Source organism: Nocardia vinacea (assembly GCF_035920345.1).
Taxonomy (GTDB): domain Bacteria; phylum Actinomycetota; class Actinomycetes; order Mycobacteriales; family Mycobacteriaceae; genus Nocardia; species Nocardia vinacea_A.
Map to the genome: position 1 here is coordinate 9,104,519 of NZ_CP109149.1, position 25,731 is coordinate 9,130,249.

Annotated in this window: 26 protein-coding genes; 20 read left to right on the plus strand and 6 right to left on the minus strand. The window is 66.1% G+C overall.

Going from position 1 to position 25,731, the window contains the following annotated elements; translation table 11 throughout:
- Positions 1 to 16: 16 nt before the first annotated feature.
- From OIE68_RS41180 to OIE68_RS41195, 4 genes are all read left to right on the plus strand, one after another.
- Complete coding sequence (locus OIE68_RS41180) at positions 17 to 913, plus strand: AAA family ATPase (RefSeq protein WP_051181768.1); 897 nt, start codon at positions 17 to 19, stop codon at positions 911 to 913.
- 3 nt (positions 914 to 916) lie between these two features.
- Positions 917 to 2,332, plus strand: coding sequence for a vWA domain-containing protein (locus OIE68_RS41185; RefSeq protein ID WP_327096287.1), 1,416 nt, complete (start codon positions 917 to 919; stop codon positions 2,330 to 2,332).
- A 91-nt stretch (positions 2,333 to 2,423) separates the two neighbouring features.
- Positions 2,424 to 4,277, plus strand: coding sequence for an HSP90 family protein (locus tag OIE68_RS41190; protein WP_327096288.1), 1,854 nt, complete (start codon positions 2,424 to 2,426; stop codon positions 4,275 to 4,277).
- A 1-nt stretch (position 4,278) separates the two neighbouring features.
- The gene (locus OIE68_RS41195; protein ID WP_327096289.1) at positions 4,279 to 6,231 is read left to right on the plus strand and encodes a hypothetical protein; all 1,953 of its coding nucleotides are present in this window, start codon (positions 4,279 to 4,281) and stop codon (positions 6,229 to 6,231) included.
- Here OIE68_RS41195 and OIE68_RS41200 read toward each other — a convergent pair whose 3' ends face one another.
- Both OIE68_RS41200 and OIE68_RS41205 read right to left on the minus strand, forming a co-directional pair.
- Positions 6,232 to 6,678: a nuclear transport factor 2 family protein gene (locus tag OIE68_RS41200; protein WP_327096290.1), complete on the minus strand. Its 447-nt coding sequence runs from the start codon at positions 6,676 to 6,678 to the stop codon at positions 6,232 to 6,234. It abuts the gene before it with no gap.
- Between the two features lie 165 nt (positions 6,679 to 6,843).
- Positions 6,844 to 7,170 (minus strand): hypothetical protein, encoded by a 327-nt coding sequence (locus OIE68_RS41205; RefSeq protein ID WP_327096291.1) that lies wholly within the window; start codon positions 7,168 to 7,170, stop codon positions 6,844 to 6,846.
- A 52-nt stretch (positions 7,171 to 7,222) separates the two neighbouring features.
- Here OIE68_RS41205 and OIE68_RS41210 point away from each other — a divergent pair, with 52 nt between their 5' ends.
- The 9 genes from OIE68_RS41210 to OIE68_RS41250 all read left to right on the plus strand — a co-directional run bounded on the left by OIE68_RS41210 (position 7,223) and on the right by OIE68_RS41250 (position 13,651).
- Positions 7,223 to 7,750: an RsiV family protein gene (locus tag OIE68_RS41210; RefSeq protein ID WP_327096292.1), complete on the plus strand. Its 528-nt coding sequence runs from the start codon at positions 7,223 to 7,225 to the stop codon at positions 7,748 to 7,750.
- Between the two features lie 65 nt (positions 7,751 to 7,815).
- The gene (locus tag OIE68_RS41215; protein ID WP_327096293.1) at positions 7,816 to 8,502 is read left to right on the plus strand and encodes an RsiV family protein; all 687 of its coding nucleotides are present in this window, start codon (positions 7,816 to 7,818) and stop codon (positions 8,500 to 8,502) included.
- A 48-nt stretch (positions 8,503 to 8,550) separates the two neighbouring features.
- The gene (gene nadD / locus OIE68_RS41220; protein WP_327096294.1) at positions 8,551 to 9,192 is read left to right on the plus strand and encodes a nicotinate-nucleotide adenylyltransferase; all 642 of its coding nucleotides are present in this window, start codon (positions 8,551 to 8,553) and stop codon (positions 9,190 to 9,192) included.
- A gap of 1 nt (position 9,193) precedes the next feature.
- Positions 9,194 to 9,646, plus strand: coding sequence for a ribosome silencing factor (gene rsfS / locus OIE68_RS41225; protein ID WP_327096295.1), 453 nt, complete (start codon positions 9,194 to 9,196; stop codon positions 9,644 to 9,646).
- A gap of 55 nt (positions 9,647 to 9,701) precedes the next feature.
- The gene (locus OIE68_RS41230; RefSeq protein ID WP_327096296.1) at positions 9,702 to 10,361 is read left to right on the plus strand and encodes a histidine phosphatase family protein; all 660 of its coding nucleotides are present in this window, start codon (positions 9,702 to 9,704) and stop codon (positions 10,359 to 10,361) included.
- Positions 10,362 to 10,827: 466 nt separating this feature from the next.
- Positions 10,828 to 11,586 (plus strand): diglucosylglycerate octanoyltransferase, encoded by a 759-nt coding sequence (gene octT / locus OIE68_RS41235; protein ID WP_327102002.1) that lies wholly within the window; start codon positions 10,828 to 10,830, stop codon positions 11,584 to 11,586.
- Positions 11,587 to 11,589: 3 nt separating this feature from the next.
- Complete coding sequence (locus tag OIE68_RS41240) at positions 11,590 to 12,432, plus strand: DegV family protein (RefSeq protein WP_327096297.1); 843 nt, start codon at positions 11,590 to 11,592, stop codon at positions 12,430 to 12,432.
- Positions 12,433 to 12,553: 121 nt separating this feature from the next.
- Positions 12,554 to 13,039: a GNAT family N-acetyltransferase gene (locus OIE68_RS41245; RefSeq protein ID WP_327096298.1), complete on the plus strand. Its 486-nt coding sequence runs from the start codon at positions 12,554 to 12,556 to the stop codon at positions 13,037 to 13,039.
- A 165-nt stretch (positions 13,040 to 13,204) separates the two neighbouring features.
- A complete protein-coding gene (locus OIE68_RS41250) occupies positions 13,205 to 13,651 on the plus strand; it encodes an HIT family protein (protein WP_327096299.1) in 447 nt (148 codons plus the stop codon).
- Between the two features lie 3 nt (positions 13,652 to 13,654).
- On the opposite strand, the gene thrS is transcribed toward OIE68_RS41250, so the two are convergent.
- Positions 13,655 to 14,863 carry a threonine--tRNA ligase gene (gene thrS, locus OIE68_RS41255; protein WP_327096300.1) on the minus strand — a complete coding sequence of 403 codons (1,209 nt, stop codon included), beginning with the start codon at positions 14,861 to 14,863 and terminating at the stop codon, positions 13,655 to 13,657.
- A gap of 204 nt (positions 14,864 to 15,067) precedes the next feature.
- The gene (locus OIE68_RS41260; RefSeq protein WP_327096301.1) at positions 15,068 to 15,823 is read right to left on the minus strand and encodes an SDR family oxidoreductase; all 756 of its coding nucleotides are present in this window, start codon (positions 15,821 to 15,823) and stop codon (positions 15,068 to 15,070) included.
- A 106-nt stretch (positions 15,824 to 15,929) separates the two neighbouring features.
- Between OIE68_RS41260 and lexA the strand changes: the two genes are divergently transcribed.
- Both lexA and OIE68_RS41270 read left to right on the plus strand, forming a co-directional pair.
- Positions 15,930 to 16,589, plus strand: a complete 660-nt coding sequence (lexA, locus tag OIE68_RS41265; RefSeq protein ID WP_327096302.1) for a transcriptional repressor LexA — start codon at positions 15,930 to 15,932, stop codon at positions 16,587 to 16,589.
- Between the two features lie 87 nt (positions 16,590 to 16,676).
- The gene (locus OIE68_RS41270) at positions 16,677 to 17,168 is read left to right on the plus strand and encodes an FBP domain-containing protein (protein ID WP_327096303.1); all 492 of its coding nucleotides are present in this window, start codon (positions 16,677 to 16,679) and stop codon (positions 17,166 to 17,168) included.
- 136 nt (positions 17,169 to 17,304) lie between these two features.
- On the opposite strand, the gene ligD is transcribed toward OIE68_RS41270, so the two are convergent.
- Positions 17,305 to 18,264 (minus strand): non-homologous end-joining DNA ligase, encoded by a 960-nt coding sequence (gene ligD, locus OIE68_RS41275; protein ID WP_327096304.1) that lies wholly within the window; start codon positions 18,262 to 18,264, stop codon positions 17,305 to 17,307.
- Positions 18,265 to 18,468: 204 nt separating this feature from the next.
- On the opposite strand from ligD, the gene OIE68_RS41280 reads away from it, so the two are divergent.
- Positions 18,469 to 19,095 (plus strand): histidine phosphatase family protein, encoded by a 627-nt coding sequence (locus OIE68_RS41280; RefSeq protein WP_327096305.1) that lies wholly within the window; start codon positions 18,469 to 18,471, stop codon positions 19,093 to 19,095.
- On the opposite strand, the gene OIE68_RS41285 is transcribed toward OIE68_RS41280, so the two are convergent.
- Entirely contained in the window at positions 19,088 to 19,675 is a 588-nt protein-coding gene (locus tag OIE68_RS41285; RefSeq protein WP_327096306.1) for a TetR/AcrR family transcriptional regulator, read from the minus strand. The two genes, OIE68_RS41280 and OIE68_RS41285, sit on opposite strands and share 8 nt — an antisense overlap.
- A gap of 63 nt (positions 19,676 to 19,738) precedes the next feature.
- Between OIE68_RS41285 and OIE68_RS41290 the strand changes: the two genes are divergently transcribed.
- The 4 genes from OIE68_RS41290 to holA all read left to right on the plus strand — a co-directional run bounded on the left by OIE68_RS41290 (position 19,739) and on the right by holA (position 25,704).
- A complete protein-coding gene (locus tag OIE68_RS41290) occupies positions 19,739 to 20,554 on the plus strand; it encodes a class I SAM-dependent methyltransferase (protein ID WP_327096307.1) in 816 nt (271 codons plus the stop codon).
- Between the two features lie 280 nt (positions 20,555 to 20,834).
- Complete coding sequence (locus tag OIE68_RS41295) at positions 20,835 to 21,929, plus strand: ComEA family DNA-binding protein (RefSeq protein WP_327096308.1); 1,095 nt, start codon at positions 20,835 to 20,837, stop codon at positions 21,927 to 21,929.
- Complete coding sequence (locus OIE68_RS41300; protein ID WP_327096309.1) at positions 21,926 to 24,502, plus strand: ComEC/Rec2 family competence protein; 2,577 nt, start codon at positions 21,926 to 21,928, stop codon at positions 24,500 to 24,502. The genes OIE68_RS41295 and OIE68_RS41300 overlap by 4 nt, the downstream gene beginning before the upstream one ends.
- A 230-nt stretch (positions 24,503 to 24,732) precedes the next feature.
- Complete coding sequence (holA, locus tag OIE68_RS41305) at positions 24,733 to 25,704, plus strand: DNA polymerase III subunit delta (protein WP_327096310.1); 972 nt, start codon at positions 24,733 to 24,735, stop codon at positions 25,702 to 25,704.
- The last annotated feature ends 27 nt before the right edge of the window (positions 25,705 to 25,731 follow it).

Below are 25,731 nucleotides of genomic sequence, written 5' to 3' on the forward strand. Positions count from 1 at the left end.
TTAGGGGCGGGATTGAATGGAAGGACGCTACGTGGGTACCGAAAGCGCAGTGCAGGAGCCGATCTTCACCTCGGTCGACGATGTGATCGAACGGCTGGCCACGACCGGGTACCTGGCCGATAAGGCGACGGCGACCTCGGTATTCCTGGCCGATCGGCTCGGCAAGCCGCTGCTGATCGAGGGGCCGGCCGGTGTCGGCAAGACCGAACTGGCAAGGGCGGTCGCGCAGACCGCGGATGCGGAGCTGGTGCGTTTGCAGTGCTACGAGGGTGTCGACGAGGCCCGCGCACTGTACGAGTGGAATCACGCCAAGCAGATTCTGCGGATCCAGGCGTCCAGCGAGAATGATTGGGAAGAGACCAAGGCCGACGTCTTCACCGAGGAATTCCTGCTGTCGCGCCCGCTGCTGACCGCGATCCGCCGCGCCGATCCGACCGTGCTGCTCATCGACGAAACCGATAAGGCCGATGTCGAGATCGAGGGTCTGCTGCTCGAGGTGCTCAGCGATTTCGCGGTCACCGTCCCGGAACTCGGCACGATTACCGCGAGCCGCAAGCCGTTCGTGGTGCTGACCTCCAATGCGACGCGCGAACTGTCCGAAGCGCTCAAACGCCGCTGCCTCTATCTGCACCTGGACTTCCCGGATGAGGAACTCGAGCGCCGCATCCTGGCCAGCCGGGTGCCGGAACTGTCCGCCTCGGTCGCCGCGCAGCTGGTCCGGATCGTGCACGTGCTGCGTGGGATGCAGCTGAAGAAGCTGCCGAGCGTCGCGGAGTCGATCGACTGGGGACGTACCCTGCTCGCGCTCGGCCTGCAGGATCTCGACGACACCACCGTGCGCGCCACCCTCGGTGTCGTGCTCAAACACCAGGCCGACCACCAGCGCGCGCTGGCCGAGCTGAAGCTGGCCTGAGCCATGGCGGCCGGATCGCAGCCCACACTCGATGCGCCGCACGGGATTTCGGGACATCTCGTCGGTTTCGTCGAGGCTTTGCGGGCGCGCGGCATCCCGGTTGGTCCGTCGGAAACGGTGGACGCGGGCCGTGTGGTGTCGGTGCTGGATCTGATGGACCGTGAGGTCGTGCGCGAAGGTCTGGCCTGTTCGCTACTGCGCCGCACCACTCATCGCAGCACCTTCGACGGCCTGTTCGACCTGTGGTTCCCGGCCGCCCTCGGTGCGCGCGGCAGCACTGCGGATGATCTCGAACTTCCGCGCACACCGTCCGGCGAGATCGATATTCCCGCGCTGCGCGGACTGCTCGCGGCCCTGCTGACCAGGGAGGATTCAACGCAGCAGCAGCAAATGATCGCCGCGCAGCTGGTCGAACAACTCGGGCAGTACGAATCCTCGCGTGGTCCCTCCTTCTCCGCGTACCGCACGCTGCGCGAGGTCCAGCCGGAAACACTGCTGGCCAGGATTCTGCAGGGTTTGGCCGCCGGACCGGATACCAGCGAATTCGATACCGAGATCGCCCGCCGCATCGGCAGGCAGCGCATCGCCGGATTCCGCGCCATCGTGGAGGCGGAAACGCATCGGCGGGTGGCCGAGAATATCGGCAGGGATCGCGTCGCGAGCTATGCCGTCGCTCGTCAAGTCGAGGATGTCGATTTCCTGCGTGCCTCCGAAACCGAGCTGGCGGAGATGCGGCGCGGCACCCAGCGACTGGCCCGAATCCTGGCGTCCCGACTTGCCGTGCGGCGCAGGCATTCTCGTCGCGGTGAGATTGATTTACGCAAGACGCTGCGCAAATCCATGTCGACCGGCGGCGTCCCCATCGACCTGGTGAATCGCAAACCGCGACCGGGTCGCCCCGAACTGGTGCTGCTCTGCGATGTGTCCGGCTCGGTGGCCGGATTCAGCAACTTCACGCTCCTGCTGGTCAATTCGCTGCGCGAACAGTTCTCCCGGGTGCGGATATTCGCCTTCGTGGACCGGACCGATGAGGTGACCCGATTCTTCGATCCGCACACCCAACTGGACCAGTCCATGGCCCGCATCTTCACCGAGGGCAGGGTGGTCGGCCTGGACGGGCACTCCGACTACGGCCATGCGCTGTCGACCTTCGTCGAGCAGTGGCCCGATGCGGTCACCTCCCGCAGCTCACTGCTGATCCTCGGTGATGCCCGCACCAATTACCGTGATCCGGACCTGAATACGCTGCGCGAGCTGGTACGCACCGCCAAGCACGCGCATTGGCTCAATCCGGAGAAGGAAAGCAACTGGGGCACCGGCGATTCCGCCGCCGACAGGTATCGCGAAGTGATCGATATGCACGAGTGCCGCTCGGCCAAACAACTGACCGCGGTGGTGTCCCGGCTGCTACCGGTGTGACGCTATTGTGACCGAACTCATTATCGGTCTCCGTTAACACCATCAGCATTCGTTAAGGGAACTATTGGCGCTGCGCACCAGGATTCGGTCCATGGTGAACAACGCGCCGGGTAGGTCTGGCCGCAGCGGTAGTGGGGATTATTCGTTCCAGGTCGATCTGCGCGGAATCGTCGATCTGCTCTCGCATCACTTGTATTCGAGTCCCCGGGTCTACATCCGTGAACTGCTGCAGAACGCGGTCGATGCCGTCACCGCGCGCAGGCAGCGCGATGCCTTGGCGCCCACCGCGATTCGGCTGGTCGTCGACGAATCCGGGCTGCGGATAACCGATCACGGCATCGGCCTCACCGAGGCGGATGTGCACCGCTTCCTCGCCACCATCGGAAATTCGTCCAAGCGCGACGATATCGAGGGTGCGCGCCGAGAGTTCCTCGGGCAATTCGGCATCGGGCTGCTGGCGTGCTTCACCGTGGCCGAGACGATCCGAGTGGTGACCCGCTCGGCCATCGACCCGGCCGCCCTGCCCGTCGAATGGCTGGCCGCCGCCGACGGCACCTACTCGCTGCGTTTGCTCGATCCGGCAGCGCAGCAAGAGCCGGGCACCACGGTACATCTCACGCCGCGAGCCGGTGCGCAGGCGTGGTTCACGCCCGGGCGGGTGCTGGATTTGGTCCGCGATTATGGTTCGCTGCTGCCCTATGAGGTGACGGTCGAGGCGAATGGTGCCGGACTGCGCGCGACCGACGGTCCGCCGGTGTGGCGGCGCGCCCATGCATCCCCAGCCCAGCGGCGTGCGGCGCTGTTCGAGTACGGCGCGCGCGTCCTCGGATTCACTCCGCTGGATGTGATCGATCTCGATGCCGAATTGGCGGGGGTCAGCGGGGTTGCTTTCGTGCTGTCACAGCCGGGCAATCCCGCGGAAAGCAGTGCGCACCGGGTGTATCTCAAGGGCATGCTGCTCGGTGACGCGGTGCGCGGATTGCTGCCGGACTGGGCCTTCTTCGTGCGCTGTGTCATCGATACCGACAGCCTGCGCCCGACCGCCTCTCGCGAGGGCCTCTACGAAGACGAACGCCTCGCCATCGTCCGCGACAGCCTCGGCGACCGAATCCGCGACTGGCTCACCGAAATCGCCGCCGAACAGCCCGAGCGGCTCGCCGCATTCCTGTCCGTGCACGCCCTCGGTGTCAAGGCGATGGCACGGCATTCGCCGGACATGCTGCGGATCATGGTGCCGCACTTGCTGTTCGAGACGACCGACGGCCGGGTCCCGCTGACCGAATTCGTGCGCAACCATCCGACCGTGCGGGTGACGGCGACGGTGGAGGAATTCCGTCAGGTGGCCGCCACCGCGGCCGCGCAAGGCATCGGCGTTGTCAATGGCGGCTATACCTACGATGCGGAACTCGTCGCGCTGCTGCCGACGATCCTGCCTGGTATCACCGTGACCGAGCTGGACGCGGCCGCGGTTACGGCCGCCCTCGACCTGGTGGATCCCGCCGAGGAACTGTTGTCGGCTCCGGTGCTCGCCGCGGCGCGCACCGCACTGGATCCGCTGTCCTGCGATGTGATTCTGCGTGCGTTCCATCCGGTTTCGGTTCCTGCACTGCATCTGGACAGTCGGGGTGCGCGTAATGAGCGGGCACGGGTCGAGACCACCGTCGGTGCGGATGAGCTCTGGACCGAAATCCTCGGTGCGCTGGAGGCGAGCGCACCCCGTGCCCAACTGGTGTTGAACCACAACAGTCCGGTGGTCCGACGATTGAGCCGGATCGACGACCCGGCCTTCCTGCGGACCGCGGTCGAATCGCTCTACGGCCAAGCGTTATTGATGACGCACCGGCCGTTGCGACCGGCCGACACCGCGCTGCTCAATCGCGCTTTCGGCGAATTCCTCAGCTGGGCGACCCGGCGTGTGGCGGGCGAGACCGCGGAGGAGGCCTGAGATGGATACCTCCGAGATCCGATCCGCGCTGGCGCAGAGCCGTTCACTGCCACCCGGACGCGGCCGCACCGAACGACTGGAAATGCTTGCCGCCGAGGCGAAGTCGGGTCCGGACCGGGCACTGGAGGGGAGTGTCCTGTTGGAACTGGCCCAGGCGTATGCGTATGCGGGTGAACGCGATCTGGCACCGGTCGCCTACGGCAGGCTGTTGCGGATCTACGACGATTTCCCGGCCGAACTCGGTCCGATGACGCATTCGGTGCACTGGTATCTGAAATGGCTGACCTGGGGCCTGATCGAGAATCCCGCGGTGCCGCTGCAGACCACCTACCGCTGGCTCGATGAGCTCGAAAGTCGTTACCGGCAGCGGGGGTACAGTGCGCGTCCGGTGCTCGCATTGCGCTCCGACTTGGCACGGGAACTGGGTCAGCACGACCTGGCCGCCGAACTGCTGGACGCCGCGCGTGCGGCCCCGCGCGACAGCATGTCCGATTGCGACGCCTGTGAACGCAACCAGTGGGGTGCGAACTACGCGCAGGCCGGTGACGACGAGTCCGCATTGGAGAGCTGGCGTCCGGTCATCGACGGTGCCCGCAGCTGTGCCGAGGAGCCGCATCGGGTGCTCGGGCAGGCCTTGCTGCCGATGTTGCGCACCGGGCGCACCGCTGAAGCACGCAGTGCGCATTTGACGGGTTATCCACTGGTGCGCCACCTTCCGGATCTGCGGCGCTCGGTTGGCGAGCACATCGAGTTCTGCGCACTGACCGGGAACGAGGCGCGTGGTCTGGAGATGCTGGCCAAGCATGCGGCGTGGCTGACCGATTCCGGCGCGGATGCCGCCATCCGGCTGGCCTTCATATCGGGAGTGTGCGTGCTGTTGCGGCGGCTGACCGAGCGGGATCTCGGTGCGCTCGAAGTCGGCGCGGGCACGGTGGATTCGGTATGCGCCGAGCTGAGCGTCGAAATCGGCGAGCTCGCCGCACGTTACGACGCGCGCAATGGCAATTCGGTGGTCAGCGAGCGGGTCACGGCCCGGCTCGCGCAACAACCGCTGGTCGACCATCTGCCACTCGGTGTGCGAAACACATTGCCGCGCAAAGTTTCCGCAGTGGTGCCTGCGCGGACGGCTACCGCCGAGGAACAAGCCGAGGACGCACTGCAGCTGGCCGAGCTCGCCGCAGTACGCCTCGTCGACTATCCGAATGATGCCGAACAGTATCTGCGCCAGGCACTTTCGATCGGCGCTACCGCGCTGCCCGCCGAACATCTCGCCCGCCTGAGTTCCCAGCTCGTCATGGTGCTCTCCGGACAGCCGGGCCGAGAATACGAACTGGCCGATGCGGCACTCACCGCCGCCGCACGGTGGGAACCGATTTCGGCCGCGGATGCGATACACCTCACCTTCGTCGCCGCGCGTGCCTGCCACCGGGCCGGACGGCATGGGGAGGCAGCGGCCCTGTTCGAGCAGCCACTCGCGGCCGGCGAGCAGCCGTATCCGCCCGCAGAAATGGCGATCGTGCGCCGCCAATACGGCGAATCCCTGCGCAAGCTCAGCCGATTCCGTGACGCGGCACAGCAATTCGTCGAGGCGGCCCGTCTGGTCCACAACGATCCCGACCGGGTCGAACTCGAAGCCGAGCTCGCCTGGTCGGCCGCCTCGGTCCTGGACTACTGCGGCGAAGACGAACAAGCTGTCGTCGCCTTCCTCCGCGCCGCCCACCTCTGGGGCACCCTCGACCGCGTCGGCCCCCGAGCCAAATGCCTACGCTCCGCGGCGTGGTTACAGCTCTACGGCGCCGGGATGGAATCCGACCGCCCCTGGCTCACAACCATGCGCGACCTACTCGCGGAACTGGAGAATCTGGCCGAAACGTCCCCATCACCCGAGGTGACCACCGAACTCCTCAACACCCGCACCCAACTCGCCGACATGCAGTGTGACGAGGACCGCTGATCACGTAGCCGACTGCTCGCCGACCAGCCCGCCGAGCAGCGCCTCGACCTGGTCGAAAGCGATGGCACCGGCGAGCGGATTCGAATAGCTGCGGGTCGAGACGATCAGCCCGTCACGTACCCGGGAGACATTGATGATCGGCAAATCGAACCGCTTACCGGTGGCCAGCACCGTGCCGTTGATCCGGTACTCGGCGATGACGACCTCCGGGTCGGCGGTCTCGTGAATGTGGACCTCGTCGACGGAATCGAAGCGTTGGATCCGCGCGCCTTCCACCAGATGAGCGCGAAACGCATCGCGGCCGACCTCGGGATGCTCGGCCCCCGGCGGCAGAAACGGCAGTTCGAACACCGCGTCGACGGCATACACATCGGCCATCTCCGGCGTCGGGCCGGGGGCAGTCGAGGACAGCAGGCGTTCGACGGTCTCACGAGGGGTGCGGGACATGACATACTCCTGTTCGGTAGCTAACCGGGGTGATCCCCCCGTTTAATATACGGGGCGAGCGCCCCGCTTGTCTGCGATTGCCTCCGACCTACGCGGTGTGCACCGGAATGACGCCAGCGCCGCCGGTGGGGGTGCTGACGGAGTTTGCGGACGATAAGAAAACTGTTAGGTGGCATCGGCATTGTTGGGGAGGACACCGAGATCGGCTCGGTGCGTTCTCGATTCGGAGCTCCGGATGAAGAAGACCGCTGCTGTTATCGGTGCGCTGGCCAGCGCCGCAGTACTCACGGCCTGTGGGCCGGACGAATCGCCGACGACCGGGGGCGGATCGTCGGTGACCGCGACACCGGCCGCGTCGGTGACGGCGACACCGGCCGCGTCGGTGACGGCGACACCGGCCGCGTCGGTGACGGCGACACCGGCCGCGTCGGTGACGGCGACACCGGCTGCGTCGACGACCGTCGCCGGATCGCCTCGAGCCGAAACCTTCACCGCGACAACAGTTCATCTCGAGGGTGCCGGGTACAAGATCGACGTGCCCCAGGTGAGCGGTGGAAAGGCCGATGCCAGAGCCGAATTCAACGCGGCTGTGCAGGCCGGGGCGCAGGAGTGGATCGACCGCATCACGCGTCCGGGCGATTCGGTCACCGGCGGTGACAGTCAGGTCGTCCGCATCGGTTCGCGGGTGCTCAGCGGGCATCTGGTCGTCATCATGTACTCCGAGGGCGCCGCGCACCCGAACAGCTTCGACGCCGCGCACGTCACCAACATCGATACCGGCAAGGCCATCACCCTGCCCGACCTGTTCACCGATCTGCAGCAGGGCCTGAACACGCTCTCGACTCAGGCCGAGGCTCAGGTGCAGCAGAATCCGCGAGCGACCGGCTACAGCAAGAGCCTGCTCACCCCCGTCGCCGAGCACTTCCAGACCTGGGTCGCCACGCCGGAGGGTATGCGGATCTATCTCGGTGAAATCGCGTCGCACGCCGCGGGCAATATTGATGTCACCGTGCCGTGGTCCGCGCTGGACGGCGTGCTGAAGCCAGGGATGCGCGCGGTCGTCAGCAGCTGATGAAACGGCCATAGCTCGCGGTGGTACGTTCTCGGGCACGAACGCGAGCTATTCGGGGAGGCGAAATGAGGAAGACCGCTGCCGCTGTCCTGGTCGGCGTCCTGTTCGCCGTGCTGACGGCGTGCGGGTCCGCCGACCGGGCCCATTCGACCGCGGCACCGGCCTTCACCGCGACCTCGATTCGGCTGGAGGGCCCCTGGTACTCCTTCGACCTGCCGCAGGTCGAAGGCGGAACCGAGGATGCGCGCACCGACTTCAACGACGGCTTGCGCGCCGAGCTGGATCCGTTCCTCCGGACCGCAGCGCCGGACCGGGCGGTCAAGGGATTCAACAGCGAGGTCGCCCATATCGGCCGCCATGTGCTCAGCGGTGTGCTCGGCGTCGAGGTCGAGGTCGACGGCGGCAAGCTGCATCCGACCACCTTCAAGCGCACTCATGTGACCGATATCGACGACGGTAAGGCGCTCACGCTGCCGGATCTGTTCACCGATCTGCAGCTGGGGCTCGATCGGCTGTCGGAGCAGGCGGCGGTGCAGGTACCCAAGTCCCGCGTCGGCACCAACCCCTACGACAAGCAGCGCATCGCACCGGCCGTGGAGAACTTCAAGGACTGGCTGGCCATGCCCGACGGTCTGCGCGTCTACCTCGGGGAGATCGCCTCGCACGCGCTGGGCTATATCGACATCACGATCCCGTGGTCCGAACTCGACGGAGTGCTGAAGCCGGGTCTGCGGGCGGTTGTCAGCAGTTGACCGTCCGGCCCCGGCCCGGACCGAACCGACCGGTTAAGCTCGGCTCTCATGCAGGAGAACGGTCGGCGTCGACGCAAGCTGGGGGTGATGGGTGGCACCTTCGACCCCATCCACCACGGCCACCTCGTCGCCGCCAGCGAGGTCGCGAACCGGTTCGAACTGGACGAAGTGATCTTCGTCCCGACCGGACAGCCGTGGCAGAAGGCCGATAGGCAGGTCAGCCCGGCCGAGGATCGCTATCTCATGACCGTGATCGCGACCGCTTCCAACCCCCGATTCTCGGTCAGCCGGGCCGATATCGACCGGGGTAAGGTCACCTACACCGTCGACACCCTGCGCGAGATGCGCACCAAGCATCCCGACGCCGAGTTGTACTTCATCACCGGAGCTGACGCGCTCGCCAATATCTTGACGTGGCAGGATTGGGCGGAGTTGTTCGAACTGGCGAAATTCGTCGGGGTGAGCCGACCGGGGTATGAGCTGAACACCGATCATCTCGAAGAGCATCTGCGCGACCTGCCGGTCGATGCGGTGACCATGATCGAGGTCCCGGCGTTGGCGATCTCATCGAGTGAATGCCGTCGCCGCGCCGCCGAGAACCGGCCGGTGTGGTACCTCGTGCCCGACGGCGTCGTGCAGTACATATCGAAGCGGCATTTATATGTGCCCGTAGGAGTGGAAGGTATTTAATTTGAGCGCATCTGTCGAGTCGGTGGAGATGGCGCAGGTCGCCGCGCGCGCGGCGGACGAGAAGCTGGCCACCGACGTCGTGGTGCTCGACGTGTCCGAGCAGTTGGTGATCACCGACTGCTTCGTGATCGCCTCCGCGCCGAACGAGCGTCAGGTCAATGCCATCGTCGACAATGTCGAGGAGAAGCTCCGCGCGGCCGGGCACAAGCCGGTCCGGCGCGAGGGGACCCGCGAGGGCCGGTGGGCACTGCTGGATTACGTCGACATCGTCGTGCACATCCAGCACAATGACGAACGCAATTTTTATGCGCTGGAACGGCTCTGGAAGGATTGTCCGGCGGTTCCGGTGGACGGGATCGCGGCCGGGACCGATGTGTTCAAGCACACCGAGTCCGAGGGTGTCGCGGTGCGTGGTGAAGCGGGGGAAGAACACGTGAGCGAGCGTAGCGAGTGAACCATCAATACTGCGAGCATGCTCGCAGCGGAGCCGAGCGAAGCGAGGCGTAGCTGTGAGCAAGTATGCCGGCGTCCGCACGCTGATCCTGCTGCGGCACGGGCAGACCGAGTGGAATGCAGCCGACCGGATGCAGGGGCAAATCGACACCGATCTCACCGAGCTCGGTCGTCGTCAGGCGAAAGAGGCCGCGCGCGAACTGGTTTCGCGCAATGCGATCGCCATCGTGTCCTCCGATCTGCGGCGCGCCTTCGATACCGCCTCGGCGTTGGCCGACCACACCGATGTTCCGGTGGTCCAGGATCGGCGGCTACGGGAAACCAACCTCGGCGACTGGGAGGGGTTGACCCATCTGGAGGTCGACGCCGACTATCCGGGCGCGCGGGTCGCGTGGCGCTTGGATGCGGCCTATACCCCGCCCGGCGGTGAGAGCAAGCTCGAGGTCGGCACACGGTCCCTACCGGTTGTTCGAGAATTGTTCGCCGAGCGGCAGGATTGGCCAGGCCGGACTATCATCCTGGTGGCGCACGGCGGGCTGATCGCCGCCCTCACGGCCGCGCTGCTCGACCTGCCGCCGCTGAACTGGCCTGTCCTAGGGGGATTGGCCAATACCAGCTGGGTGCAGCTGAGCAGTCACGGTCCGAGCATCGATCAGCCCGGTTGGCGCCTGGATGTGTGGAATGCAGCGGCGAAGGTGGCCCCGGATGTCCTCTGAAGAACCGGTTCGGCAGGTACCGGATGAATTGTTCCGTCGGGTTTCGGCGAAGCCCGAACGGGCGATCCCGGACGCGCTGTTCGGACCTCCCCCGGTGCAGCAGGTCGAGCCGGAGGAACCGGCCGAGTCGCAGTCGGCCGAGTCCGACAGCGACGAATCGGTTGCCGCCGCCGACTCCGGGGAAGGTAACGAGGAGCCCGCCGCGCACGTGACGGAGTTCGGAACCGGCGCGGAGCCGGCGGAACCGGCGAGTGAACCACCGGAAGGTGTTGCGGCAGCTTCCGATACGGATATCGCGGCGTCGACCGATGAGTCGGTGATCGGCACTGCTCGCAAAGACGAGTCCATAGCTCCCGCAGCGGAATCCGCGCCCGAGGTCACGGCTGCGTTTTCGGCAAGTGGTGGCGAGTCCACAGTCGATTCGGTGGTCGACGATCCCGAATCGGTACCCGCGCTCGAATCGGTTATCGACGACGAGGTTTCGGCCGCCGTAGCCGAACCGGCATCGACCGATGATTCGGATCGCCCGGTGCTGCTGGTGATCGCGGACTCACTGTCCTACTTCGGTCCGAAGGGCGGCTTGCCCGCGGACCATCCGAAGATCTGGCCGAATCTGGTCGGCGCCGAACTCGATTGGGATGTCGAGCTGATCGGGCGGATCGGCTGGACCTGCCGGGACGCGTACTGGGCGCTGATCGGCGACCCCCGGGTGTGGGCCGCGGTACCGCGCGCGGGTGCGGTCGTCTTCGCGGTCGGTGGCATGGACACTTTGCCCTCGCCGCTGCCGACCGCGCTGCGCGAGTTGATCCGCTATGTGCGCCCGCCGGTGCTGCGTCGTGGAGTGCGCTCCACCTACAACTGGCTGCAGCCCAAGCTGTCGAAACTCGGTCGCCCCGTGGCATTGCCGCCGAAGGTGAGCGTGGACTACCTGGAGCAGTCGCGCGAAGCGCTGGCCCAGCTGCGTCCGGATCTGCCGGTCGTCGCGGTACTGCCGTCCGTGCACAACTGTGCCGCCTACGGGCATGTGCACAGTGGCCGGGAGCGTGCCGTGCAGGCGCTGCGCGCATGGTCGGCCAAGACTTCCGTCCCGCTGGTCGATCTCGGTGAAGCGGTGCGCGAGGACATCTTCTCCGGCGACGCGAATCCGGACGGCATCCACTGGGGCTGGGCCGGACATACCGCCGTGGCGAATTCGATGGTGAAGACCTTGCAGGAGGTTCGGTAGTCCGTGGCCGTTGTGGTCGTCACCGATTCGTCCGCCAGCCTCCCTGCCGAACTCGTCGCTGAGTTGGACATCGCCGTTGTCCCACTGCATGTGCTGGTCGGCGACCGCACAATCCGCGAAGGCGTCGACGCCATCGATATCGACTACGGCTCGGATACCGTGACGACCTCGGCGGCCTCGCCCGGTGAGCTGCGTGCCGTCTACGAGCAGGCGCTGGAGCGCAGCAATGGGGACGGCGTTGTCGCGGTACATCTTTCGCGCCAACTATCCGGTACCTGGGAGTCGGGACGGCAGGCGGTCCGCGATATGGATGCAGCCGATCAGGTACGGCTGGTCGATTCACTCGGGGCCGGCCTGGCCACCGGCCTGCCGGCGCTCGCCGCCGCGCGTCGCGCGCACAGCGGCGCGCCATTGAATGTCGTCTATGACACCGCCGTTGCGGCAGCCGGCCGGTCACGCACCTTCATCCTGGTGAACCGCACGGAGCAATTGCGTCGCGGTGGCCGATTGAGCAGCGCCGCAGCCTTTTTCGGCAGCGAACTGGTGAGCAAACCGCTGCTGCAGATCGTCGAGGGCCGATTGGAACTGCGCGAAAAGGTGCGTACTCGCTCAAAGGCCTACGCCAAACTTGTTGCGGCAGCGGTGGATGCGGCCGGCGACGATGGTGCCGCCGTCGCCGTACAACACCTGGGTGCTGAGGATGCCGCGAATACCGTCGCCACCCAACTGCGCGAGTTGCTGCCCGGCATCCGCGAATTTATCGTCGCGGAATTCGGGCCGACTCTGGCCGTCCACCTCGGCGTCGGTGCGGTCGGTGTGTTGGTCCTCCCCGGCGGCTGCGCCTGATCGGCTACGGTCCAGCACTCGCGAGTGTGCCGCATCTCCGGTCGAATGGCATGATGGGCGTAATAATTTCTGCGTGATCGCAACCCCTTCGGTCGGCACCGGAGGTGACTAACGTCGCGGCATGACGAGTTCCGCAACTCCGATCAATCCGCCGCTGATCATCGAATCGGTCGAGTGGGCGCATCCGGACGCGGTCATCCTGCGCGATGAGATGGCCGCCGAGGTCGGTCCGCGCTACACCTATCTGGCGAAACATGTGCGAGATAAGCCGAATGCCGTCGATCCCGCCACCGTGCATCGCACCTTCCTCGCATATTGCGGCGATCCGGTCGGGCACACCGCCGTGCGCTGGAATGCGGGTGAGCTCGAGTTGAAACGGATGTTCGTGCGTCCTGGTTACCGCGGTTCCGGCGTTGCGCCGCTGCTGCTTTCGGCTGCCGAGGCCGCCGCCCGTGCACTCGCGCTGCCCCGGCTGATCCTGCAGACCGGCCACCTGCAGCCAGAGGCGGTTCGCTTCTATGAACGCAGCGGTTACCACCGCATCCCGATCTTCTCGCCCTATGAATCCCTGCCCCTGTCCAACTGCTTCGCCAAGGCTCTGAACTGATCGCCGATGCCACGATCCACAATGTGCGGCGGTGCCGCCAGGCGGCACCGCCCGACCCGACCTCGTCAGCGGGATATCACCAAGTGCCGCAGGGGCGCTCGGCGACATCGAGTGGGATGGCCGAGCTTCGGTATCGAGGCGGTGTACGGCAGCTATGGTGACGAGGTGGGGAACGAATGTCCGATCTGCGATAAGCACCGGGGGATCGGTGCGCTGGTCGGTCCGGTGATCTACGCGGACGACTTGGTATTGGTCACGCATCGGCCGCTCACCGAGGGCACGCCGGTGCCGGGCTACCTCTTCGTGGAGACCCGGCGGCACGCTCCGACGTTGTCTACCCTGACCGACGCCGAGGCCCAGGCGGTGGGCTGGGCAGCCCGCCGCGCCGCGCACGCGTTACACGTCGAGCTGGCACCGGAATTCGTGTTCTCCGCGATCACCGGACTGAGCGTCGCGCATTTCCATCAGCACGTATTCGCTCGTCCGCACGGCACCCCCGCCTCGGTGCCGTGGACGAACGCCGATGCGTGGCCGGACGCGCCACACCTGGACGCGTGCGCACTCGGCGAGCTGTGCGACCGCTTGGCGATCCATTTCGTCACCGAGCACTGAAGGTCACAGCAGGGTGCTGTGCGCTGCGATGAGTTCGGTTATGCGGGAAAGCAGTTCGTCGGCGGGTAGCGGTTCCAGGCGTTGTCCGTCCCGAAGCCGCACCGCGACAAGGTCATTCGCGACCTCCTTCGGACCTATCACGACTTGGTAGGGGACCAGGCGGGCCTGGCGAATGCGCGCGCCGAGACTGCCGAGTTCGTGATCGGCGATCTCGGCGCGCAGTCCCAGCTCTAGGCAGCGTTCGACGAGTGCGTCGGCAGGTGCCGACTCGGCCGCCGAAACCGGTAGGACGACCAACTGGCTAGGGGCAAGCCAGGCCGGGAACGCGCCGCCGTGCACCTCGATCAGGTGCGCGACGGCCCGTTCGACGCTGCCGATAATGCTGCGGTGCACCATGACCGGCCGGTGTTCGGCGCCGTCTGCGCCGGTGTAGCGCAGGTCGAATTGCTCCGGTTGGTGGAAGTCGACCTGCACGGTGGAGAGGGTGAATTCGCGGCCCGCGCTGTCGGTGAACTGGATATCGATCTTGGGGCCGTAGAACGCGGCCTCGCCTTCGGCTGCTTCGTAGGGTAGGCCGGAGCGGTCGAGCACGTCGGTGAGCATGGTGATCGACTGCTGCCAGAGTTCCGGGGCCGCAACATATTTCCCGCCCGGTCCGGGTAGCGAGAGGCGGTATCGGGTGGGCCGGATTCCCATGGCCGCATGTGCCGACCGGATCAGTTCCAGCGCGCCCGCGACCTCGTCGGCGACCTGATCCACGGTGCAGAAGATGTGCGCGTCATTGAGCTGGATCGCGCGCACACGGGTGAGTCCGCCGAGCACACCGGAGAGTTCCGCTCGATACATCCCGCCCAATTCGGCCATCCGCAAAGGCAATTCGCGGTAGCTGTGCGAGCGGGAGCGGAACATTACCGCGTGATGCGGACACAGGCTCGGGCGCAGCAGCACCTGCTCGCCGCCCAACTGCATGGGCGGGAACATGTCGTCGCGGTAGTGCGACCAGTGCCCGGATATTTCGTAGAGCTCCCGCTTCCCGAGCGCCGGTGAATACACGTGCCGGTACCCGGCGCGTCGTTCCGCGGTGCGGATGAACTCCTCGAGTGCGTGGCGCAGGGTGGCGCCATCGGGCAGCCAGTACGGCAGGCCGGATCCGATCAGCGGATCGGTATCGAACAGGCCGAGTTCGCGGCCGAGTTTGCGGTGGTCGTGCACGGGGTCTCCTCGCGGACAGCGGGCGAGTGACCACAAGACGAAGCCCCGGGCACTCGCCCGGGGCTTTCGATCTGGACAGCAATCAGCGCGCCGGGACGGTCTCCGGCGTCGTCACAGCAGCGCGCTTCATGTCGGCCACGGTAGCAGAACCGATATGGCGCTGGCATATCAATTATTCCTGCGGTCGTGCAAGGAGATTCGCTGTCACACCTGCTCGGCGAGGAAGTTCTCCCAGGTGAGCTCGCCGACCGTCGCGCCATCGAGGGTCAGATTCTCCTTCGCGCGATACGCACGCCCGATCTTGCCCGGCACCGGAACCGGCAGGAACAGTCGCCGCTTGCCCTCGGCCTTCAGGTATCCGCGGATCAGCTCGGCCATCGTGTACACCGCCGGCCCGACCAGATCGGGTACCCGCCCGGCCGGTGCGCCGCGCGTCAGCTCTACGAGCCGCGCGGCCACCTCCCGCGAATCGACCGGCTGCCACAGGACAGCGCCGGGTGCGGGAACGATCGGGCTCTTCGCCATGGCTCGCGCGGTCTTCAGGGCGAGGTCGTGGAACTGGGCCGCGCGCAGGATGGTGTACGGCACGCCCGATTCGATAATGGCCTGTTCGGCGGCGAACTTGGCCTGGAAGTAACCGATCGGCAGTTTTCCGGCGCCGACCACGCCGATGTAGACGATGTGCTGGACCCCGGCCTTGGCGGCGGCGTCGACCAGGTGCCGGGTCGCCGCATCGTCGCCCTTGGGGCCGCCCGCGAGGTGCAGGATGATCTCCGTGCCATCGACCGCGGCCTCGACGCCGGTGCCCTCGAGCAGATCTCCGGTCACGAATTCGATGCCGTCGCTCGATTCGTGGGCATTGCGGCTGAGCATTCGAATCTTGAAACCGGCTTCGACCAGCAGTGGTGTGACGTGGCGGCCGAGTGTGCCGGTGCCGCCGGTCAGCAGGATGGTCGTCATGGTTCCTCCAAAGTTCGCATGTGCTGGTCTTCACCGGTATGACGACGCAGGCGGGCCTGGTGTGACAAAGCGGGGAATTGTCCGCGCGCACCTCTAGGATTCCCGGGTGACCGGATACGACCACGATGCCTTCGAGCACCTCGACACCTCGACCCTGCCGCCGCGCCAGCAGCGGATCCTCGCCACGATCCGGGACTGGGTGCTGCGGTACGGCTACGCGCCGAATACCAGGGAGATCGGCGACGCTGTCGGCCTGCGGTCCTCGTCCTCGGTCTCCAAGCATCTGAAGTCCTTGGAGGACAGGGGATTTCTGCGTCGCAGTGAGACCATGTCGCGGCCGATCGATGTGCGCATGTTCCTGCAAGCGTCGGTGGCTCAGGCGCAGGCCGAGGATTCGGTCGCGGTTCCGGTCGTCGGCGATATCGCGGCGGGCACGCCCATCCTCGCCGAGGAACACGCCGACGACATGATGACGTTGCCGCGTGAACTCGTCGGTCGCGGAACGGTTTTCGGGCTGCGCGTGCGCGGCGATTCGATGATCGATGCGGCGATCTGCGACGGCGATCTGGTGGTGATCCGCAAACAGCACGAGGCGCATTCCGGTGACATCGTCGCCGCGATGATCGATGGGGAGGCGACGGTGAAGGTGTATCGGCGTCGCAACGGGCATGTCTATCTGGAACCGCGCAATCCGGCCTACGACGTGATCGACGGTGACGAGGCGGTGGTGCTCGGGAAGGTCGTGTCGGTGATGCGCCGCGTGTGAGCTGAAAAATTCCTTTGCCTGGGCTAATGACCAGCTGTAGCGTTCCTTCGGTTTGTCCACCGATCGATCGAAGGAGTCGATGCCGTCATGAAAGCCGTCACCGAACGCGACATCAGGTCGTCGTTCATCAACTGTTCCAAGACGACTGCCAAGAAGCTACCGGTGCCCCGGGACCTGGACGCACAACCGTGGGATGACCTGGATTTCCTCGGCTGGAGCGATCCGTCGCTGCCCGGCCGCGGGTATCTCGTTGTGCCGCAGGGTGATCGCATCATCGGCGTCGCGCTGCGCTACGAAACGGGCGGATCCGGCCGGACTCAGATGTGCGCGATCTGCCTGACCTCGCATACCGGTAGGGGTGTCTCGCTGATGACCGCGCACAAGGCCGGTGAATCCGGACGCCGGGGCAACTCGGTCGGCACCTATATGTGCACCGATCTGGCGTGTTCGCTCTACGCGCGGGGTAAGCGAACGCCCGCCCTCGGCAATCGGTACCGCGAAGATCTCATCACCGAGGAGACCAAGATCGGGCGGGTCCGGGACAACATGAACGCCTTCGTCACCAGGCTGTTCACCTAGATCCGTTTATTCGATCCCAGCAATGAAATGGAGGTAGATGCCATGCGCCGACACTCAACAGAACTCGGGGTGCCCAGGATTCCTCTCCGGTTGAGTAGGCCCGGAATCGGTCCGGACCTAATCATCCGGAGAGGAATCACTCTTTTCGAGGCTGAGGTTCGCGTTTCACTTGTCGTGGTTCCTTGTCGAGACGGAGTCCGCGCCAGGACGGGTGTCGAAGTCGGTTGTCACCGGTCCATTCGGTGAACGACACCTCACCGACAAGCTGGGGCTCGACCCAGATGGCGTCGGGAACATCGGTGTCGACGGTGGGTGTTTTGCGTTGCAGCGGTTGGAGTCTCGCCTTCAGCTCGTCGAGCATCGCTTGGGTGAACCCGGTGCCGACGTTGCCGATATAGGTCAGTTTTCCGGCGTTGTCGTAGATGCCCATGAGCAATGAGCCGATGCGCCCGGCCCGGCGGCCGATACCGGGGCGCCAGCCGATGATGACGACTTCCTGGTCGTTGACATTCTTGACCTTGGTCCACAGCGGGCTGCGTCGCCCGGGCAGGTAGGGGCTGTCGAGTCGCTTGCAGACCAAACCTTCGAGGCCGAGCCGTCGAGATTCGGCGAGGACCTCGGCGCCGGAGCCGTGTAGACGCGGCGGAACCCGCCAGTGCGGGCCCTGGAGGCCGAGTTGTTCCAGCAGTTGTCGACGCTGCTCGTAGGGCAGATCGATCAGAGAGCGAGTGCCGATGTGGAGCAGATCGAAGATGAGATAAGTCGCTTTCACGGACTTGGCGAGGCTTCGAATCGCTGCAGGATTGCGCTGGTGCATCCGTGGTTGCAGCGCCTCGAAGGAGCTGCGGCCATCGGTGGTGAAGGTGACGATTTCGCCATCGATGACGAAGGGCGGGGTTGCCGGGGCGAGATCGACGAGTTCGGGCCACGCCGCAGTGATGTCGTTGCCGTTGCGTGAGATCAGGCGCAGGTCGCGGTCGACATGGCCGATGGCACGAATACCGTCGAATTTCACCTCGTATGCCCAGCGTTGGTCATCGCTGGGGAGGTGGCCTGCGATCGCCAGCATCGCCGCATACCGCGGCAGCCTTGTCACATTCGCCTCGACACCATCGCCTGGCCCTTCGCCGGTGACGACAATCAGTTGAATAGTACCGATTGGTCTGGATAGCTGGGCGGTCACTGGCCGGGTTTTCCGAACTCGGCGTGTTGTCGTCGTCGGCCGTCCGGCGTCGCATCCGCCCCCTACCCGGCACGGCCCGCGCACCGAAGCCGCGACCATGTCGACGAGGATCCGCTCGTGCGAACCAGCTATGTCATCGCTCATCCGGAGTCGACACATCACGTCGCGGGCCTGGTGGGAGGGTGGTACGACTCGCGGCTCACGCCTGCCGGTTTGCGTGCGGCGGATACGATCGCCGAGGCGCTTCGGTCGAGGATTCCGGCCCAGGTCGACGTGGAGTTGTTCTCATCGGATCTGCGACGTGCCGCGAGTACCGCGACCGTGATCGGCAATGTGCTGCAGGTGCCACCGATTCTCGATCCGCGACTGCGTGAGAAATCCTATGGCGAGGCCGAGGGCAAGCCCCAGGAGTGGCTGGATCGGCGATTCGTGCGGCCGCCGGTCGTCGGGGAGCGAATGGGCCACTTTGAAGGCATACAAGGATCGGAGACCATAGCCGCACTCGCCCGGCGCATCTACGCGGCGATGGACGCGATTCGGCAGCACGACTGCGATCATCAGATCGTCGTGACCCATGGTGGCGCAATCACTTTCGTCGTTGCGGCGTGGATGATGTTGCCGATCGAATCACTCGGCTACGCCCGGTTCCACGCTGCTCCGGGAAGTATCACGGAGCTGCGCGAGGATGACTACTTTCACAACCGCCAGGTCATCAGCCTCGGTGACACCCGCCATCTCACCTGAGAGTGCTTGCGATGACGGTGGTTACGACTTTGCGGGTGGCTTCGGGGGTGGGTGGGGCATCGGTTCTGTCGGCGAAGAGGAGGTGGGCGCTGCCGATGAGGGTCAGGGCGAGGGTGTCGGTGTCGGCTTCGGGTGTGATGCGGCCGAGGGTCTGTTCGGCGTTGAGGTAGGTCGCGAGCATGGTTGTTGCTTCGGTGAGTACGGGGACGCCGGGTGGGCGGACCTGGCGCAGGCGGGTGCGCAGTTCGTCGCGGAAGGTGACGAGGCTGACTATGGCTACCGCGACCGATTCGAAGACAGTGGTCAGGGCGTCGGTGAGATTGTCGGTCACCGTGCGGGTGCCTGCGGATTCGCGCAGGGCGGCGGACTGCTGATCGATTCGGCCTATGCGGTCGAGTACGAGTTCTGCGAGGAAGGCGTCGAAGTCGGCGAAGTGCCGGTGCAGGACGCCCTTGGCGCAGCCCGCCTCGGTGGTGACAGCGCGGCTGGTCAGTGCATTAGGACCGTCTCGCAACAGGATTCGCTCGGCGGCATCGAATAGCTGCTCGCGCGGATCGCGCATGGCCACGCCTGTCGGCACGGTATCTCCTCTTCTCGGGCACGCCCGGTTGGCAAGTGGGCATGTGCCCACTATGGTGGGCGCATGCCCACTCTACCTCCGGAGCGCACGTCCTCCGACCAACGCGAATCCCACCAAGCACGTGAGCTGGCCGAATCGTTCGGCTCGGATCCGGAACGCTATGACCGGGCCCGGCCCAGCTATCCGGCTGCCATGGTGGATGCGATCGTCGCCGCCAGCCCCGGACCCGAGATCGTCGACGTCGGCATCGGTACCGGCATCGCGGCCCGGCAGTTCCGGGCGGCAGGTTGCCGTGTGCTGGGCGTGGAGGTCGATGCGCGGATGGGTGAGTGGGCGCGAAAGCACGGCTTCGAGGTCGAGGTGTCGGCATTCGAAGCCTGGGACCCCGCGGGGCGAATCTTCGACGCCGTCATCGCCGGCCAGACCTGGCACTGGGTGGACCCGGTCGCGGGTGCCGCGAAAGCCGCCGAAGTGCTGCGACCAGGTGGACGGCTGGCTGTCTTTTGGAATGCGGGCCAACCGCCGACGGATTTGGCCCAAGCCTTCGCCGCGGTCTATCAACGGGTCGTACCCGACTCGCTCGCTGCCCGTTGGGCGGCGGGGCCGAGGACTGCGTATTCGGCGCCGCACGCCAAGGTGACCGAGGGGATTCGGGCGGCGGGTGGCTTCGGTGAACCCGAGCAGTGGACGTTCGATTGGGAGCGGACGTACACCCGGGACGAGTGGCTGGATCAACTGCCGACGACCGGCGGCCACGCCCAATTCTCCTCTGCCACACAGAAAGAGGTGCTTGCGGGCATCGGGTCCGCCATTGATGCGGCGGGCGGTTCCTTCACGGTGCGGTTTACGACGACGGTAGTCACAGCGCTGCGGATCTGACTCCACGTTGCCGCGGCGCCGCGCGCGAGCTCGGTGATGGGGCCACCCGTGAGCGACGCAGCGCGCTCCGGCGTCATCCGCACCAGCTCCGCCTCGGGGATGGCGCCGCTGACTTCGCTGATTCGGTCGGAACGATCAGAGTAGCGAACGTGCTTGCAGAACAAGGAATTTCGTCCCTTTGCGGGCGAAGTTATCCACAGGCTCAGAGTTATCAACAGACTTCTTATTTCGCCTGGTCGGCAATCGTTACCGACCTTGCGGCGGGACTAGCGTCGCCGCCATGTCCCGACATGACGAACGCGAACGGATTCGCCGACGACTGAACGTGCTGACCGAGCGAGTCGGTGCCAGCCGAACGATCGGTGCCGGAAGTTCGGCGCGTACCGACGCCGAGTTGTGCCGAAGTTCGCCGCGTTCGTCGAGGTCCGGAAAGCGATCGGGGCGAAGCAAGCCGCCGGTTCGCGGTGGGCGGTGGGATGACGAGGAGTTATCCGAGGCGGTGGAGTCCGATCCCGAGGTTTCTACCGAGGCGGCCAGGTCCGATCTCGAGGATGATGAGGACTGGGCGGACCGGGTCGGCGAGGTGCGAGCACCGGGTTGGCTGGACGAGCCGCAGCGGCGCTCGGCCCGGCGGGATCGGCTTGTGCCGGAACGGTTTCGGGGAACTCGACTGGATCCGGGGTGGCGGGGGCTGGTGACGCTCGTCGCGGTCGGACTGGCGGCGGTGGTCGTCGCGGCTGTCGTGGTTTTGCGTGAGCGACCGGTCGCGCAGGCGGTGCCGCTGCCGTCGGCGGTGCGTATCAGCACCGGCACTGTACCGGCTGGGCTGTCCGGCGCGAGCATGGCGGCATCATCCGGAGCGGGGCTGTCAGCCGTGCCGGTAACTGCCAGTCCCGCAACGGAATTGGTGATCAGCGTGGTCGGCCTCGTACATCGCGGCGGCCTGATTCGATTGCCCGTCGGAGCACGGGTCGCCGACGCACTCACCGCCGCCGGCGGTGCGAAGGACGGCGCGGATCTGAGTGGACTCAACCTTGCGCAGCGTCTCCAGGACGGCGACCAGGTTCTCGTTGGTCCAAGTGGTCCGAACTCGGGGCCGCAACTCGGCAGCACCGCGATCAGTGCAGGCGGACGACCGTCAGGCGGCTCTGCTCCGAATTCCACTGCGGCACAACGCCCATCGAGCAAAGTCGATCTAAATACCGCAACCGAAGCCGAACTCGATGCCCTCCCCGGCATCGGGCCGGTCACCGCCCGCGCAATCGTCACTTGGCGTACCACGAATGGACGATTCACCGATGTCGCACAACTCGGCGAGGTCGACGGCATCGGCCCGGCCCGCCTCGCCCGTCTGCGCGATCTGGTGACGGTATGACCACGGTCGAGGGTGTTTCGGACGGACAGGGCGATATCGATCGACGGGCTGCCGAGGATGGCGAGCCGTCGGTGGAGGCGGTGCCGGTCCTCGATGCGCGGTTGCTGCCCGCGGCGCTGAGTTGTTGGGGCGCAACGATTGTCGCGCTGACGGCGGGATGGGCGGCCGGTCTGCTCCTGGCGGCGGCGCTGGTACTGCTGGCGATCGGGCTCTGGGTGGTGCTGTTGCGCGCGGTGGCCCATCCCAGTGAGCGGTGGCGGGTGGTCGCCGTTGCGACACTTGCCGCGCTGCTGCTCGGTGCCGGGTTCGCGGTGGCCGGGGCATGGCGCGAGCACCGGGTGGCGACGCATCCATTGCGTAACACCGCGGCTTCGGTGCGTGTGGTCGTCACACCGGTCGATGATCCGAAACCGGTGCGGTCCAGCGCATTCGGCGGTGAGCAGCGGTGGACGGTGCGGGCACAGTTGCGCGATTACCGCCAAGGCGGTTCGACGGTGCGGGCGGGTGGCACCGTGGTGGTTCTCGGGTCCGGTGCGGATTGGGACGGGCTGCTGCCCGGACGGGCGGTGGAGTTTCGTGCCAAGCCGGAGCCGCCGTGGCACCGCGATCTCACCGTCGCCACGCTGCGTGCCCAGGGACCGCCGGTAGTGGTCGGCGCGTTGCCCTGGTGGCAACGGATCGCCGCAGCAGTGCGTACCGACCTCGCGTCGGCCGCACGCGTACTACCCGAACAGCAGGCCGGGCTGCTGCCCGCGCTGGTGGTGGGAGACACGTCCGCGCTATCCGATGAAGTCCGTGAGGAGTTCGAAATCGCTGGGCTGGAACATATTTGCGTGGTCAGCGGTGCCAATTTCACGATCTTGTTGGCGGTTGTACTCGGTGCGGTACGGCTGCTCACCCTGGGCCCGCGCGTCGGTGCAGCGGTCGCGGCGGCGGCACTACTGATGTTCATTGTGGTGGCACGTCCGGACCCGAGTGTGCTGCGGGCGGGGGCAATGGGGGCGATTACCTTGCTCGCCTTGATAACCGGACGCCGGAAGCAAGCCTTGCCTGCACTCTGCGCGGCGGTCATAGGCCTGCTCGGGCTGTGGCCGGAACTGGCGGTGCGTGCCGGATTTGGACTGTCGGTACTGGCGACCGCCGGACTGATCCTATTGGCACCGAGTTGGGCGGACTGGTTGCGCGCCCACGGCTGGTGGCGGGTGCCGGCCGAAATCGTCGCGGTATCGGCCGCCGCGTTTGTGGTGACGACACCGCTGGTGGTCGCGCTGACCGGACGGCTCAGTCTGGTCGCGATCCTCGCGAATATCCTGGTCGAACCGGTAATCGCACCGGTCACGGTGCTCGGGGCTATCAGCACCGCACTCGCCGCGGCCTGGCCTCCGCTGGCGGAACTGATACTGCGTTGCGCGCAACCGCCACTGTGGTGGCTGCTGTTCGTCGCCGAGCACGCGGCGAATATGCCTGGCGCGGAGATCTCCGTGCGCGGTGGGTTCACCGGCGGGGCTATCGCCTGTGCGGCAGTAGTTTTCGTTGTGCTGGCATTGCGGTCGGCGATAATGCGTCGTCTTGCCGCTGCCGTTCTGTTCGGCGTCGCGGTCGTGCTGATTCCGGTGCGGGTCTGGCATCCGGGCTGGCCACCCGCTGGCTGGGTATTGGCTGTCTGTGATGTCGGACAGGGTGACGGACTCGCATTGTCCGTCGGTAATCACACGGCGGTGGTCATCGATGTCGGTCCGGATCCGCGCATCATGCGCACCTGTCTGAATCGCTTACGCATCAACCGGATCTCGCTCCTCGTGCTGACCCATCCGCACGCCGACCACATCGCTGGTCTGTCCGGCGCCTTACAAGGTCGTTCGGTCGATGCCTTGGCGGTCGCGCCCGGCGAGCTCGCTGGAACATCGGGGAACGTCGAATCCACAAGCACCGAGCGTCGTCGAATATCGAATTCGAGCAGATCCGAGGCGGATTCGAATGAGTCGAGGGGTGCGTCCCGTGAGCGAGGATCTGCCCAGGAGTGGCGCGCATCGGTCAGCGGACCGGAGCAAGTCGCCAGTCTCGCAGCACAGGCGCACATCCCGGTGCTCGAGCTGTCCTCGGGACAGATATTGCGTTTCGGTGCTGTCGAATTGAACGTACTCGCCCCGGCCCCACTCCAGCACCACCCAACCGGCCCGCCAGGCACCGACGATGCCAACGACCGCTCGATCGTCATCGCCGCCACGACACCCGCGGGCCGAATACTGCTCACCGGCGATATCGAAGCCCCGGCGCAACAACGACTGCTGCATTCGGGTGCTCCCGTTCAGGCCGACGTTCTGAAGCTGCCGCACCACGGCTCCCGAACGACCACAAAGGAATTCATCGCCGCCGTCCACCCCCGACTAGCCGTGGTCAGCGTCGGTGCCGACAACACCTTCGGCCATCCGAACCCCGGTGTGCTCGCGGATCTGGCCGACCTGGGTGTCACCGTTGCCCGGACCGATCAACAGGGCGACGTCCTGGTCCTAGGTGAGGGTCGCCAACTGCGAACCCTGACGGCTCGACCTGCCAGGTCTGCATCCCGATAGTCCCCGCGGATCTGGACAGACTGATAGTCCCCGGAGTTCTGAGTGCAAGCTCGCCCATGGTCCGGCTCCGAGGTCCGGACCGACTTTGCTGGACTGCAGCGCCGTGGCTGCGGATGACGGACGGAACAGTTGGACGACCGGGAGGCTCGGGTTCGAACACGGACGGTGGCAAAACGGAGGTGGCCTGTGAGGTGTGAGGACGTGTCGGTGGCGGACCGTAGGATGCTCGCGTGAGCGAACGGACTGCGGCAGTGCACCTGGTGCTCGGTGATGAAGAGCTGTTGGTCGAACGGGCCATCGCGGGGATTGCGGCGCAGGTGCGGGCCGATGCGCCGGACCCCGATGCGGTACCCGTTGATCGACTGCGGGCCGGGGATGCCAGCACCGCGGAACTAGCGGAGTTGTTGAGCCCTTCGCTGTTCGCCGAGGATCGGGTGATCGTGCTCGAGTCGGCGGCGGAGGCGGGGAAGGAGGCGGTCGCGGTGATCACCGCCGCCGCCGGAGATCCGCCCGAAGGCGTGGTGCTCGTGGTGCTGCACTCCGGGGGCGGCCGGGCCAAGGCGCTGGCCCCTGCGCTGCAGAAGTCGGGTGCACAGGTGCACGACTGCGCCAAGTTGACGAAGGCGGCCGAGCGGGTGGAGTTCGTGCGCGGTGAATTCCGCAATGCCGGGGTGCGGGTTTCGAGCGAGGTCGTGCAGGTGATGCTGGAGGCGGTAGGTTCAGATCTGCGGGAATTGTCCGCCGCCTGTTCGCAATTGGCCGCCGATACCGGCGGCAAGATCGATATCGCCGCAGTACGCCGCTACTACTCCGGCAAGGCCGAGATCTCCGGTTTCGATGTCGCCGAACTCACTGTCGCGGGGGATCGCCCCGGTGCCATGGAGGCATTGCGCTGGGCCACCGACCGCGGCGTACCACATGTACTGCTCGCCGACGCACTCGCGGACTCCGTCCACACCATCGCCCGCGTCGGCTCCGCAGGCCGCGGCGACCCGTTCAAGCTGGCCCAGCAATTGGGCATGCCGCCATGGAAGGTGAAGAAAGCCCAGGCCCAAGCGCGAGGTTGGAACCAGGCCAGCATCGGCACGGCCCTGCAAGTAGTCGCCACACTGAATGCCGACGTCAAGGGCGGTGCCGCCGACGCCACCTACGCCTTGGAACACGCCCTCACGCAGATCCTGGACCTGCACTCCGCAACCTGACGCGGCGCCGCGATAAGCATTTACGCA

What these genes read in the sequence shown, in the direction of transcription:
- OIE68_RS41245 (WP_327096298.1), top strand. Translation starts at nt 12,554, where the DNA reads ATGACGAGTTCCGCAACTCCGATCAATCCGCCGCTGATCATCGAATCG.
- OIE68_RS41260 (WP_327096301.1), bottom strand. Translation starts at nt 15,823, where the DNA reads ATGACGACCATCCTGCTGACCGGCGGCACCGGCACACTCGGCCGCCAC.
- OIE68_RS41270 (WP_327096303.1), top strand. Translation starts at nt 16,677, where the DNA reads ATGAAAGCCGTCACCGAACGCGACATCAGGTCGTCGTTCATCAACTGT.
- OIE68_RS41195 (WP_327096289.1), top strand. Translation starts at nt 4,279, where the DNA reads ATGGATACCTCCGAGATCCGATCCGCGCTGGCGCAGAGCCGTTCACTG.
- OIE68_RS41295 (WP_327096308.1), top strand. Translation starts at nt 20,835, where the DNA reads ATGTCCCGACATGACGAACGCGAACGGATTCGCCGACGACTGAACGTG.
- OIE68_RS41200 (WP_327096290.1), bottom strand. Translation starts at nt 6,678, where the DNA reads ATGTCCCGCACCCCTCGTGAGACCGTCGAACGCCTGCTGTCCTCGACT.
- OIE68_RS41215 (WP_327096293.1), top strand. Translation starts at nt 7,816, where the DNA reads ATGAGGAAGACCGCTGCCGCTGTCCTGGTCGGCGTCCTGTTCGCCGTG.
- OIE68_RS41290 (WP_327096307.1), top strand. Translation starts at nt 19,739, where the DNA reads ATGCCCACTCTACCTCCGGAGCGCACGTCCTCCGACCAACGCGAATCC.
- OIE68_RS41300 (WP_327096309.1), top strand. Translation starts at nt 21,926, where the DNA reads ATGACCACGGTCGAGGGTGTTTCGGACGGACAGGGCGATATCGATCGA.
- OIE68_RS41180 (WP_051181768.1), top strand. Translation starts at nt 17, where the DNA reads ATGGAAGGACGCTACGTGGGTACCGAAAGCGCAGTGCAGGAGCCGATC.
- OIE68_RS41190 (WP_327096288.1), top strand. Translation starts at nt 2,424, where the DNA reads ATGGTGAACAACGCGCCGGGTAGGTCTGGCCGCAGCGGTAGTGGGGAT.
- OIE68_RS41185 (WP_327096287.1), top strand. Translation starts at nt 917, where the DNA reads ATGGCGGCCGGATCGCAGCCCACACTCGATGCGCCGCACGGGATTTCG.
- nadD (WP_327096294.1), top strand. Translation starts at nt 8,551, where the DNA reads ATGCAGGAGAACGGTCGGCGTCGACGCAAGCTGGGGGTGATGGGTGGC.